The 12,771-nt window shown below is 60.2% G+C and carries 11 protein-coding genes and 1 pseudogene; 2 read left to right on the top strand and 10 right to left on the bottom strand.

Going from position 1 to position 12,771, the window contains the following annotated elements:
• Position 1: 1 nt before the first annotated feature.
• Both ATJ78_RS04225 and ATJ78_RS04220 read left to right on the top strand, forming a co-directional pair.
• Positions 2 to 628, top strand: coding sequence for a histidine phosphatase family protein (locus ATJ78_RS04225; protein WP_098406457.1), 627 nt, complete (start codon positions 2 to 4; stop codon positions 626 to 628).
• Between the two features lie 88 nt (positions 629 to 716).
• Positions 717 to 1,142 carry a VOC family protein gene (locus tag ATJ78_RS04220; protein WP_245836199.1) on the top strand — a complete coding sequence of 142 codons (426 nt, stop codon included), beginning with the start codon at positions 717 to 719 and terminating at the stop codon, positions 1,140 to 1,142.
• Positions 1,143 to 1,250: 108 nt separating this feature from the next.
• Here the strand turns inward: ATJ78_RS04220 and ATJ78_RS04215 are convergent, their stop codons facing one another.
• The 10 genes and pseudogenes from ATJ78_RS04215 to ATJ78_RS04175 all read right to left on the bottom strand — a co-directional run bounded on the left by ATJ78_RS04215 (position 1,251) and on the right by ATJ78_RS04175 (position 12,747).
• Positions 1,251 to 2,012: a GntR family transcriptional regulator gene (locus ATJ78_RS04215; RefSeq protein ID WP_245836198.1), complete on the bottom strand. Its 762-nt coding sequence runs from the start codon at positions 2,010 to 2,012 to the stop codon at positions 1,251 to 1,253.
• 78 nt (positions 2,013 to 2,090) lie between these two features.
• The gene (gene deoC / locus ATJ78_RS04210) at positions 2,091 to 2,801 is read right to left on the bottom strand and encodes a deoxyribose-phosphate aldolase (protein WP_098406455.1); all 711 of its coding nucleotides are present in this window, start codon (positions 2,799 to 2,801) and stop codon (positions 2,091 to 2,093) included.
• A gap of 24 nt (positions 2,802 to 2,825) precedes the next feature.
• On the bottom strand, positions 2,826 to 3,281 hold the full coding sequence (gene rbsD / locus ATJ78_RS04205; RefSeq protein WP_098406454.1) for a D-ribose pyranase: 456 nt from the start codon (positions 3,279 to 3,281) through the stop codon (positions 2,826 to 2,828).
• Complete coding sequence (locus ATJ78_RS04200) at positions 3,278 to 4,813, bottom strand: sugar ABC transporter ATP-binding protein (protein WP_098406453.1); 1,536 nt, start codon at positions 4,811 to 4,813, stop codon at positions 3,278 to 3,280. The genes rbsD and ATJ78_RS04200 overlap by 4 nt, the downstream gene beginning before the upstream one ends.
• Complete coding sequence (locus ATJ78_RS04195; protein WP_098406452.1) at positions 4,813 to 5,838, bottom strand: sugar ABC transporter substrate-binding protein; 1,026 nt, start codon at positions 5,836 to 5,838, stop codon at positions 4,813 to 4,815. The genes ATJ78_RS04200 and ATJ78_RS04195 overlap by 1 nt, the downstream gene beginning before the upstream one ends.
• A gap of 72 nt (positions 5,839 to 5,910) precedes the next feature.
• Positions 5,911 to 6,915 carry an ABC transporter permease gene (locus tag ATJ78_RS04190; RefSeq protein WP_098406451.1) on the bottom strand — a complete coding sequence of 335 codons (1,005 nt, stop codon included), beginning with the start codon at positions 6,913 to 6,915 and terminating at the stop codon, positions 5,911 to 5,913.
• A complete protein-coding gene (locus tag ATJ78_RS04185) occupies positions 6,912 to 7,829 on the bottom strand; it encodes a ribokinase (protein WP_098406450.1) in 918 nt (305 codons plus the stop codon). The genes ATJ78_RS04190 and ATJ78_RS04185 overlap by 4 nt, the downstream gene beginning before the upstream one ends.
• Positions 7,830 to 8,681: 852 nt before the next feature.
• Positions 8,682 to 10,091: an ATP-dependent nuclease gene (locus ATJ78_RS04180; RefSeq protein ID WP_434061507.1), complete on the bottom strand. Its 1,410-nt coding sequence runs from the start codon at positions 10,089 to 10,091 to the stop codon at positions 8,682 to 8,684.
• Between the two features lie 216 nt (positions 10,092 to 10,307).
• Positions 10,308 to 10,427 (bottom strand): annotated as a pseudogene (locus ATJ78_RS16300) (AAA family ATPase); the annotation flags it as partial.
• Positions 10,428 to 10,506: 79 nt separating this feature from the next.
• Positions 10,507 to 12,747, bottom strand: coding sequence for a 3'-5' exonuclease (locus tag ATJ78_RS04175; RefSeq protein WP_245836373.1), 2,241 nt, complete (start codon positions 12,745 to 12,747; stop codon positions 10,507 to 10,509).
• Positions 12,748 to 12,771 lie beyond the last annotated feature (24 nt).

The following is a 12,771-nucleotide window of genomic DNA, read 5'->3' as shown; positions in this document are numbered from 1 at the left end:
CGTGACCACGCTGTTTCTGAGTCGCCACGGCGAAACCGAGTGGCATGCCGAGAACCGCTACGCCGGCCGCAGTGACGTCGGCATGACGCCGCGCGGATACGAGCAGGCGGAGCAGCTCGGCGAGTGGGCCGCCCGCGCGGAACTCGACGCGGTGTGCAGCTCGACGCTCAGCCGTTCGGTACTCACGGCGACACCGGCAGCCGAGGCGACGGGTCTTCCGCTCACGAAAGACCCGCGCCTGGTCGAGGTCGACTTCGGGCGTGGCGACGGCCTCACGCGCGCCGAGATGCGCGAGCGCTTCCCCGTCGAGCTTGAGGCGTTCCTCGGTGCCCCCGGCACCGTACCGCTGCCGGATGGCGAACCGGGGGCGGATGCTGTCGCGCGCTGCGCTCCTGCCCTCGACGACCTCTGTGCGCAGCATCCTGACGGCCGTGTGCTCGTCGTCATGCATTCGACGCTCATGCGACTGCTGCTCTGCCACCTGCTGGGTCTCGACCTCGACCGCTACCGCGCACTGTTCCCGGGCGTCACGAACGCAGCGGTCACGGCGTTCCGCCTCACGTCGAACGCCGACCCGCAGCTGATCGCCTTCAACGTCCCGCCCGACACGCGCACGCGCCTCGGCTGATCTCCACGACGCCCCCTGTCAGCGGTCGGTGTCATACTGCGAGCAGATCAGAGCCGTCGAGCGGAGGACGACAATGGTGTGCTTCCAAATGGTGATCGACTGCAGTGACCCCGAACTGCTTGCACGCTTCTGGGCAGAGGCACTGCACTACCAGCTCGAGCCGCCACCCGAGGGCTTCGACGACTGGAACGAGTACTGGCGAAGCGTCGGCGTTTCTGAAGACGAGCTCGGCGTCGGCTTCGACTCGATCATCGATCCCGAGGGAGATGGTCCGCGCATCTGGTTCCAGATCGTGCCCGAGAAGAAGTCGCTGAAGAACCGGCTGCACCTCGACGTCAACGCGAGTGGCGGGCGCAAAGTGCCGATGCCGGAGCGCAAGCGACGCATCGACGACGAGGCCGAGCGGCTGACCGCCCTTGGCGCCACGGTCATCCGCGTCCTCGAAACGGAAGGTCTCGACCACTACGCGATCGCGATGCGCGATCCGGAGGGCAATGAGTTCGACATCAACTAACGGAAAAGCATCGTTGAACGCACGAACGTCGACCTTTCCCTATGTCGTCTCGCTATCTTGCTGCGTACAGCCCGGCGAGCAACGCGACCAAGGTTCTTTCCGCGACGCTCAGCGGCGCGAGAGCAACGACGTCACACGAAGGCGCCCTGAATGAATCCAGACATCCGAGTACTCAATGGGCCGATCATCCGAAAGGTAGGTGACCTGCTCGAGATATTGCACCGGCGATCCGGTCGGCAGCTCGAGATACTCAGCAACATTTCCCTCGGCCGCTCGGGCACTGAATGTTCGCCGCGCTGACGCGATCTTGAGCCCAAACTGCCCTTCGAGGGCTCCGAAGAGACTGGCCTTCGAAAAGTCCACCTTCTGAATTCCCGGCGCAAGATCCGCGCGCACGTAGTTGTAGAGCAGGGCAACGGGCCCTTCGACGGTGCTGCGGCGCCGCACAAGCTTGAGCACTGAGCCCCCGGGGCCAACGTCGAGCAGAGCCGCGATCGGCCGAGGCGGGTCGATCAGCGTCGCCTCGATCACTTCGGTATTCGTCTCGATACCCTGATTTGCAAAGTCCTCGGTCAGCGTGCTCAGCTTCTGCGCAATTGCGGGTTCGATTGTCGTCGAGGTCACGAACGTTCCCCGACCGCGCACCTGTTTTAGCAGCCCTTCTTCGATAAGGGTGGTCATCGCGCGTCGGAGCGTGCCTCGACTTACGCCGAGCTCGCGTGAGAGCTCCGGCTCGCTCTTCAGCCTGTAGTTGGCCGGCCATTCCCCCGAAGCGATTCGCGAACGAAAACGATCCGAGATCTGAGCATGGATCGCTACCGGCAGCTCACGTTGGATCTCAGACCCATTTCCGACGGCCTGTTCCCCCACAGTCGCTCCTCACTCTTCGACTCCTACAAGTATCACCGCCTGCTCGAGAGTATCGAGGCAGGCGGTGATGCGCAGAGATCAGTAACTCGTCGTATTCTCGTCACCGGTGTCGCTGATAATGGCCATGCCGGCGCTCGTGCCGAGTAGCACCGCGCCTGCGTCAATAAGTCCCAGCGCCTGACGGTATGTCTTGATCGATCCCGACGCCTTGACCTTCACTCCGTCGCGAGCTCGGTCGACGAGATACCGGATGCTGTCAGGATTCGCGGTCTCAATCTGACCACTCGATGCGTTCTTCAAGAACGCGGCCCCGGCCTCCATTGCGAGCTCGACCGCGGTTTCCTTCTCAGCGTCCGTGAGCAGTGGAAGCTCGAGCATCACCTTCACGGGAATGCCGCTCGCTTTCACGACACCAGCGATGTCGTCACGGAAGGCGTCGTACAGGCCACTCTTGAGCCATCCGACCTGCACGCCAATGTCTAGCTGCGTCGCGCCGAGCTTGGCAATCGCCTCGGCCTCGGCCGCCTTTCCGGCGCTGGTCATGACCCCGACCGTGGGAAAGTCGAGCGCTGTAGCGAGCTCGACGCCGGTCCCAGCCAGTTCGCTGGCAACGTCGCGGATCCAGGATGCGGGAACCATCGCAGCGTTGAATCCGTGCTCAATCGCTTCATGTGCGTGCGCAAGCATCTCGTCACGAGTGATTCCCGTTTCGATCTTCGTGTGCTGGATGTAGGGGGCCAGTTGTGCCGGTGACAGGGTCGCTGTGCCGGTCGCCGTGGTGTCAGTCATTTCCATCTTTCTGTTGTATGAGGTTTAAAGCTTTGACGCGTAGTAGTCCGGGGCGATGACGCCGTCGCCGCCGAACCAGCGAGGGACGTCCACTCCGCAGAAGAGGCCGATGTTTCCCCACGGCTCGAAAGCCCCGGTGCGTACGATCACCTTGGCCTGCTGGGCAAGTTCGCCCAGCATGTCGGCGTGCGAGCGCGTCGAGAATTCGGCATCGGTGAAGCGCCCCTGAATCCACTCGTCAAGTCGAGGGTTGTTCGTGGTCACGTCTTCTGCCCGCACGACCCCCTCGACGACAAGCTCATCTGCGATGAGACCAAGCACCGTGCGAAGGTCGGGCAGGTTCTCTGCGATGGCGAGGTCGACGCGATGTGCGCTGCGTGGAATCGGGAAACCCGCGTCCACGACCATGAGCAGGTCGGTGTGGCCGAGTGTGGCAAGCGCTCCGCTCAGTTCGGCGTTCAAAATGCCGGTGCGTTTCATTCCAGTCCCTTCGTCGAGGCGAGCTCGTCAGCCGAGGCGTTGGTGGCGAGCGCCATAATGGATTCCTCCGTTGCGTCGCGGGATTCAAGCACGCCCGCGACTCTTCCTTCGCGCATCACGAGAATGCGGTCGGTTGCCGTCAGCAGCTCTGGTAGGTCTGACGACGAGCAAATGATCGCGACGCCCCGATCGGCCAGATCGAAGAGCCGTTCATAGATCTCGACTTTCGCTCCCACGTCCACGCCGCGGGTCGGCTCATCGAGCATGAGAACCTCCGGGTCGATGGACATCCAGCGCGCCAGTAGAGCTTTCTGCTGGTTGCCACCGGAAAGGCTCGTAATCGGAGCACCGAGACTCGCCGTCTTCACGCGCATACTTTCGGCGAGCTTCTGTGAGAACGTGGCCAGCTTTCCCTTCTGGACCATTCCCAGGGTGGAGTGTGCGCGCGTTCGAAGCACACCGATGTTCTCGCCAACGGTCATCGTCGTCAGGATGCCTTGGGCACGGCGTTCTCCAGGCAGAAAGCCCAGCTTGTGCCCAACACTCGCGATCGGCGAGCGCGATTCGTAGGGCGCACCCTTGAGCGTGACGCGACCTGATCTCGCTCGGTCTGAACCGAAAATGTTCGCGAGCAGTTCGACTCGCCCCGAGTCTGGAAGGCCCGCGATTCCGAGAATCTCCCCCGGACGCACGTCGAAGGTGACGTCGTCGTGACGACGGCCGCTCAACTCAGTCACCCTCAATGCCGGAGCGACGTCGGCCGGAATCGATCGGTTGTCGCGCCCGTCGAACTTCTCCAGTTCACGGCCGACCATCGCAGCGACAACGTCATCTGGAGTCACTTCGTCGCGGTGCCACGACGCCACGTGTCGGCCATCGCGCAGCACTTCGAGCCGATCGCAGAGTTCAAAGATCTCTGGCATCCGGTGCGAGACGTACACCATGGTCGTGCCCTGCGATTTGAGCTTGGCCATGAGCGCGAAGAGCCTGCTGGCTTCTGCGGGGGTGAGCATTGCTGTCGGCTCATCGAGAATCAGGACCTTGCAGCCGCGTGCAATCGAGCGCGCGACGACCACGAGCTGTTGAATCGCAAGGTCGAGCTGACGAACACTCGCGCCGGGATCGATGTCGAGGTCCAGTTCCGCGAGGAGGTCACGGGCACGAGCATCCATTTGGCGTTTCGACGGGAAGAGCCGCGAGCCGGGTTCAATGCCCGCGAGGATGTTCTCGGCGACTGTCCGATCTTGCAGCAGCGACAGTTCCTGGGGAACGATCGCGATCGAGTGCTTGCTTAGTACGGTGTTGGGATCGAAGCTCTCGATTGCGCTACCGTCGACTCGAACCGTGCCTGAGCTCGGCGGTTGCAGGCCCGCCAAGATCTTCAACAGTGTCGATTTGCCTGCACCGTTCTCACCGACCAGACCCATCACCTCGCCCTCGACAATGTCGAAGCTGACATCGTCAAGTGCCCGAACCGGCCCGAAGTTGCGCGAGAGCTCGCGGATTTCGACGAGCGGCGTTGCGGAAGCCATCAGTCCTCCACCGTGGCTTCGTCGAGGTTCTCCTTGGTGATGATCTGAGCCCCGGTGTCGACCCCCTCAATGGGCATTCCCTCTTGCAGGAAATCGGTGAGAACCTTCACCGCCTGGTAGCCCTGCTCCGTCGGGTTCTGGCTGATCGTGAACGTCACGACGCCTTCCTCGATGTAGCCGGCTGTCGTTGACAGAAGGTCGAAACCGACCATGGCGATGTCGGCGGCTTTGCCCGACTGGGCGATCCATTTCGCAGCCGCGGTCGTCGAGCAGCAGTCAAGACCAGCGATTGCTACAACATCCTTCTGTCCCGCCATCGTCGACGCAACGGTGTTGTAAGCCTCACTGGGCTCGTTGCCCACGTTGACCGGTCCGACGACCTCGAGATCAGTGTCGGCCAGCGCCTCTTCGAAACCGCCGAAGCGATCGTGAGACCAGCCGGCCCCGGTGTCGAGGGAGAACACGACGACTTTTCCAGATGCACTGTCGCCGAGCGTCTTCAGCAGTTCCTCTGCCTCGGAAGCTCCCGACGCCTTGAGGTCCTGGCCGACAAAGCCCATCTGGTCGGAGCCCGGGTTGTCCGTATTAAACGAGATGATCGGAATTCCCGCGTCGTAGGCCTGTGAGATCACGGGCTTAAGCGCATCGCTTGACGCAGACGAGACGGCAAGACCGTCAACGGCCTTCTGCTGAATCAGGGTCTGGAGCTCAGAGACCTGCTTGGCCGCGTCGCCGCCTGTTGGCCCGATCAGGCTTACGTCAACGCCGAACTCCTCTCCGGCCTTTTCCATTCCTGCCTTGATCGGGGTGGCGAATGCGAGCGAGGGGTCATGGTAGCTCAGTTTGATGCGCAGCGGATCTCCATCGTCGATGCGCTGTTGAATGTAGTCGGCAAGTTCAAACTCTTGCTCTTCTCCACTGGAATTCGCCGGGGTGATTGCGCCGCAGCCAGCCAGAACTAGCGCACTCGCTACTGCTGCTGCGCCTGCAACGAGCAGACGACGGGTTTTAGTCTTGAAAGACATCGGTCCTCCTTTGGTCCGAAATAGCGTGAGTGGGGATGTAAGGGTCGAGATGTTGTGCGAGGAAGGTCTCGCCTAAGCCTTGGACTTTCGCCGCCGCTGCCAGGTGTCTGTAGCGACAGCCGCCACGATGACAAGACCGGTCACGACGGTCTGCCAGAACGATGAAATGCCGTTGATATTGAGGATGTTCTGCAGCAGTCCGATGAACGCCACGCCGATGATGGTTCCCCACATCGTTCCTGATCCGCCGAAGAGTGCAGCGCCACCGATGATGACGGCTGAGATGACGGTCAGCTCGAGGCCGGTTCCGGTCACTCCCTGAACGTACGAGAGGAACGAAAGCCCGAGCACTCCCGCGGCTGCAGCGGTGAGACCGGCGATGATGAACGCCGTGAGCTTGACGCCTTTCACCTCAATGCCGACGAGCCTGGCTGCCTCAGGGTTGCCCCCGACGGCGTAGGTGTTGAAGCCGAGCCGCGAGCGAGACAGCAGCACGACTCCGAGAGCGGCGATCACAGCAAAGACGACAAGCTGCATGGGAATCACACCGAACAGGTATCCCTGACCGATCAGGTTGAACTCGGCGACGCCGGCCTGACTGGAGCTCAGAGAGATCGGGGCTCCGTCAGAGATCAAGAGCGCAACACCGCGAAAGACACTCAGGCTTCCAAGCGTGACGATGAAGCTGGGGACCCCGAGCATCACGACGGCAAGACCGTTGAGCAGCCCGGCGACGGCACCGACAGCAAGACCGATCACAATCGCGATGGACCACGGCGTTCCACCTTCGATTGCGAGTCCTGTTGAGATCGCTGCCAGCGCGTATACGGATCCGACTGACAGGTCGATCTCACCGTTGACGATCACGAATGTCGCGCCAACGGCCATGATCCCGATCTGCGAGATCTGCTGGCCGACCGAGAGGAGGTTTCCCGCCTGCATGAAACTCGGCGAGAGAACGGCGCCAAGAATAAAGAGGAGCACAAGGGCGGCGAACACGCCAGCTTCGCGGGCGTGCAGCAGCTTGCGCGGGTCGAACGATGCACGCCGCGGGGCGGTGGCGGTAGCTGCGGTCACTGGGACACTCCGATCGTGAAGCTCAAGTCGTGGTGGGTAGGGAGGGCCGGAACGACGCCGTTCGTGGCGACCGTGAATGCGCCAGCCTGTGCGCCATACGCGGCGGCGTCGCGCAGCGAGCTGCCTCCGGCAAGGGCAACGGCGAGCGCGGCGTTGAACGAGTCGCCCGCACCCGTGGTGTCGACGACCTGCGTTGCGACAACGGGGTCGACGTGCAACGTCTCGCCGTTCTCGACGATGATCGCGCCGTCTGAGCCGCGCGTCATGACGACGGCTCCGTCGATGCGCTCAGCGATACGCCGTGCCAACGCCACGTCGTCGTTCGGTGCGTCGTCCAGGTCGAGAATGATGCGCGCCTCGGTCTGGTTCGGCGTGATGATGTCGACATTGCCCAGAATCTCGGCAGAGAGCGGGCGGGCCGGCGCCGGGTTCAGCACCGTGCGCACGCCCTCTTCTCGCGCTATTCGCACGGCGGCGGCGACGGCCGAGATCGGAATCTCCATCGAGACGAGCACGAGGTCCGCGGCGGCGACCTCGCTGCGGAACGCCTCCACGTGACTCTCGTTCAGCAGGTCGAGGGCGCCGGGCGCGATGACGATGCGGTTCTCGCCCGAGGGCTCGACCATGATGAAGCCGGCCATGGTGGGGGCATCATCAGAGATCAGGATGCCGGAAGCATCCACTCCCTCATCGCTCCACAGCGAGCGGGCCGAACGCCCGAACGCGTCGTCGCCGATCGCGGTCAGCAACGACACTGTCGCGCCCAGCCGCGCGGCGCCGATCGCCTGGTTGGAGCCCTTGCCTCCGGGCCCCGCCTCGAAGCCGTCGCCGGTCAGCGTCTCCCCGGCTTCCGGCGCTCGGGGCACCCGCATGGTGAGGCCCGCGCCGTAACTTCCGATCACTGCAATCTTCATCGATCCGAACCAATTTGTACGTGGACAACTATGTACATGTGAGTATGCAGAAGTCCCGAGCGAAAGTCAACCAACCGAGATCCCAACGAATCCTCGTCATTACCCAACCCGCCGGAGCAGGACAACGCGAACCGGAGCCCGCGCACTCTATGCGCGAGCACCCGGAATGGGAGACCACACAGTCTGATACAGGTCCCCCGAGTTGATGACCGAATTAGTACCCCCGGACTTGCGCCGCTATTGGTCCGAAAGCCGTTGAATGAGCGTTGAGTTCGTTGACTATCGGCGTGTCTGCGTGACGTTCGACAGTCTTGCCTTCGTTCTCAGCTCGTTGCTGCCCTCGACGCTCGTGAAATCTGGATGAGATGCGATTCTTCACGTGCTCAAACGCTGACAAGCGCGGCTGCGACGCGATTCTGGGACGTGAAACGGCGGAAGAGGGGGCATTTTTGCAGGTTCTGTAAATGCCTACTCGCACTCAGAATGGCGCATTGGCCAAGGATTAGTAACCACATGCTCGCAGGAGAACCGCGTGATCATGCGAAACTTCATCCTGGATACCAAAGAAATGCATCAAAGCGGTCAAGTCAGGCTCTATGCGCGAGCACCCGAAATGGGAGACCACACAGTCTGATACGGGTCCGAGTGGTAGAGGATAAGGACGCTTCCTTCTGGCCGCCACCTTGTATGCGCTACCACCCGGTCTCACGATCAACCCGCGCACCGAGTCCTGCAGTCAAGCTTGAAGTCTTGGATTCACAGGAACACCGCTGAAGCGGACCTGCTCGCATTGTCCGCTGATTAGAAGTTAATATCTACCAACGTAGGCCTTCGTTCTTGGCAAGAATGTGGTTATTGTTTCCAGATGGCTTCGCTCAGTGCCTCTACGCCAGGCAAAGAAGTCAATCTCATTGGCTGCTCGGCGGCAGTAACGGCCGACTCGCATACTGCCAGTTTCGCTTCTTTCAGCAGTTCCGCTTCCGCTCCCGAAAGCCCGAGAGATGATGCTGCGGCAAGGAAATTCTGCGACCATTTTCGGCGCGGGTTCTTGAAGTGATTCTCTTTGAATCGGCGGCCAAACTTCACCTCAAGTGTTTCAAGATAGACCTGCGGGTCAAGAAGATCCTCGATCTCAGAGGCCGTACGCATAGAATCCCGAAGCACGAAGATATTCTTCCGATCAAGAACTCCGTCGTCATGCAACCTCACCGCTTGATCTTGCCCCGCCTTGTCCCCGTCAAGAACTGCAAGTATGCGACAAGCGGTGGAACGCTCGCGTTGAATATGACGAGCGAGCTTCCCCGCCCCTGTAGTTGCTTTGAAAATCACCCGCCCGGTTGCGATGTCTCTCTCAGCTCGCGAGCTCATGTGTGCGAGCACAGCAGGAAGGATCTTTGCATCAGTCCATCCTTCCGTGAGCACGACTATCTCAGCCGAATCGAGGTTGTCCTGCAGTTCCACACCGAGAACTTCCCTAATGCTATGCACTGAATGGGCGGCAGAGGCTGCGTTACTTCGCACAAGAACGTTGGCAGCGATGGTTTCGCGGTTTACGAAGATCGGATTATGGGTTGCGAGCACGACTTGTTGCTCACGCGCGATCTTCGTGAATAACGCCAAAAGGTCGTGCACAGCACGCGAGTGCAAGTGCGCCTCCGGTTCATCAACCAACAGAACTAAGTTGGACTTATCCTGGTCTACTCGCTGGTGAGCTAGGTGCTGGATTAGTGCAAGTGCGAATAGGCTCTTCACTCCATCACCTTTCTGTGCGAGCGACGTTGGCGACCCGTCGTCAATAGTCACTCGGTTTATCGTTTCCGCTGCGCGAACGTCGCGTCGAGACAGTTCAACACTCTCCACGTTCGCGAGGTAGGTTGAAATCGTTTCCTTGAGGTCCGCTTGAACACTTTCGACTGCACTTGATCGCAATTCATCAACTTGGCGTAAGGCTTTTAGATACTCATCAGTGCGCGCCAGTTCGTTGAGTCGGAGTGCAGCCAAGTTGTTCAGCAATTCCATGGCCTGATCCATCGTTCGAACTGCGGGGACAATGACGTAATCGATACGTTCACTCACAAACTTCGCGATGGCTGGCGCTTTGCTTGTGTACCCTGCAGCACCTCGACCTGGCTTCACAACTTGCAGGGATGTCCTCGCGCGATTGAACTTGAGCTCGATTGGAAGTGTTCCATTATTAGCGAGACTCGTTTCATCGCGAAATGCTGCTATCTCTTCGTCGTTGAGGCTGAACGTAATGCGCACTAGCGTTGGCTGGGGACTCTTAGCTGCTTGCTTTGACAACGGATAGTCCGAAGACCATTCGTAGCTCACGTCCCGATGGCGATCAGGCCGACGGTGCGGCCGGAATGAGTCATAGACCAATCTGACCTGTGAGCCCGAAAGCTCACCATTACCCGTGATGCGATCAGGCAATCTGCCCCATGCATCAATGACTCTAAGCCCAAGTGCGAGAGCCCGAAGGAGGTTACTCTTACCTTCGTTGTTTGGCCCAATGAGCGTGGTTAGATCGGAGAGCGCGAAATGCGTCTGTCGACCAATCGATCTGTAGTTCCTAACGGTGGCTTCCGTAATCCTCATTGATTCCCCTTCAAAGTGTGACGTCGAGCGTTACATGCGGGCCAGACGGCTGTCTGGGCTCGGTCCAGCTGGCTCATGTTCAAGGCAAGCGCAATGCGCCAGCAATAATCTTCGACAAGTGGCGAACAAATGAAACGACAAGCTCATCGCGGGCACGACTGGCCGCGACATAGAGAAGCGAGCGGAAGCGCAGTTCGACGTCAGCGACGTCTTCCGGGGCCACATCCGATGTCGCCCACGATGGCGGGTAGGTACCCTCGGAAATGTCATAAAGGATGACACGCGAGAACTCCATCCCCTTTGCAGTGTGCATTGTGAGCACGACGGGTCTCTCGCCAGTGAGCGAGGCTGACTTCAACACGGTAGCCGGTATCCCTCGCTGCGCGAGGCCTTCTGAGATGGCCACAAGATCGTCATTGCGATGAGCAAGGACAGCGATCGTCTCAGGTTTGACACCCTCGTCTAGCCAGTTCTGCACACACTCAGCGGTAGAGGACAGAAGTTCCGGCGTGCTTGAAGCCTTCACGAGTCGTGGCTCAGGCCCCAAACGAGAGGAACGATACCCTCCAATCGTCTCTTCACCATTCTCGGCATCCACATACTCGCCGCCTTCGAGAATCGACAACGCGTACCGAAGGTTCTGCTCGGTCGTGCGATAGTTCAGCGTCAGGCGTCGCGAGCGCCCCACGATGTTGATTCCATACCGCGACAAAACAACATGCTGCCCATAGATGCGCTGGTGCGTGTCTTCAGCGATGAAGAGATCGTTCTGCCCCTCTGGAACGAGAGCCCGCATGAGCTTCCAATGCGCGGCGCTGAGATCTTGGCCCTCGTCAATCAGCAGGTGGTCGGCAAAGCGCGATTCTCCCGATTGCTCGGCGCACTGTGCGGCAATCATCGCGATCTCTGCGAATGAGACTCTGCCTTCGAGTTTTGAGTTCTTCCGGTATCGCTCAACGACGCTCCACACGAGCATCCGCTTCTTGCGATCAAGTGCCACACCACGCCCGGGTCTGCGCACCCGTAAGTAGTCGGCTTCCTCTGTCAGGGCATTCGGAAGAATCACTTGCAGGTACTCGGCCTCGAAGAATGCTTTGTTGGCGATTGCGGGCGGCAAGTCTGGAGCAACTTCGGCGATCGCTTCGCCCCATCCGTCCTGATTCCGCCCCGGCCGAAAGGTCGATTCGACTCGGTACCCCAGCACGTCAATCGCCGCCTCAGAGAACGATCCATTGCGACTACGAACCGCCGCCGCAATCTGATCGATTCCCAGCACACGAATACCGGGCTGACCCAGTTCTGAAGCAATTGGTACGTCAGGGTCAAGACGCTCAAGGTCACGTTCTAGGTTGCCAGACAACGCCCTCGTGAAAGTCGTCAACACAATGCGTGCGTTGGGATTCTGCTTCGCCAGGTTGCGTGCACGGTGAAGCAGCACAACTGTTTTCCCCGTGCCGGCGCCACCACTGAGACGGAATGGACCGTTGTATGGCTTGGTCGGGTCGGCGTAGCGACGCTGCTCCGGGTGCAAGAACACCCGCCAGGCGCCAAAGTCGCCACCTTCGATCACGCGTCGCAGCTCATCATTGTTATCAACGAGCGTGAATTGCATGCGTGCGGCCGGATGCTGCAGAGCAGCGACTAGCTTGTCATCTTCGCTCTTCTGGTCATCGAGCGACACATACTCATCGTCAATCTGCAGATCGGCTTTGATGTCGCTGATTGACTTACCCACGGCCATGTCAAGGAGCACGGCGCCCTGCCAGTCGTTCTCAAGTGAGGCTGCGAACTCCAACAGAGCATCCTCGGTGAGTTGAGCAAATGCTCGCGTCGCTAACTCGTCACTGAACCCGAATACCTCGGTGAGGCTCGAGACCGAATAGTTCAGACTCTCAAGCAGCGGCACCGATTGTTGTGTCGTGCTCTCGGTCGCTTCGGTCACAGAACCGACGCCGCTCGCTTGGGGCGGCGCCGGGGTGTAATCGATGCTCGGAGCTTCAATCGACATATCGACGAGCTCGGCAACCCCACTCACCGGGTTCGTGCGAAACGTGCGCGTCCGAGCCCTCTCGATGGCTTCGTCATGTTCCCACGTTCCCGCATACACGTAGGTACGCTCGCCGCCGACAGGTTCAAGCAGATACAACACCGCGCGCAGACTCTGGTCCACGCGCGCCGTTCGGGCACGCGAATCGACCGCCTGGTTCATCTTCTCAATATGCAGACCGGCGCTTGTTTCATCGGTCGTGAATTTCTCGAGAAACGCGTAGATCTTCGCCTTGGTGTTCTTGTCGAAGTTCTGGCCTTTGACCTTCGTCATGATCAAGTTCGCCATCGATTCCCC

The sequence above is a fragment of the Paramicrobacterium agarici genome (assembly GCF_002563955.1).
Classification (GTDB): Bacteria; Actinomycetota; Actinomycetes; order Actinomycetales; family Microbacteriaceae; genus Paramicrobacterium; species Paramicrobacterium agarici.
Note: the sequence above shows the minus strand (reverse complement) of the source record. Positions and strands in the feature narration are given on the sequence as shown.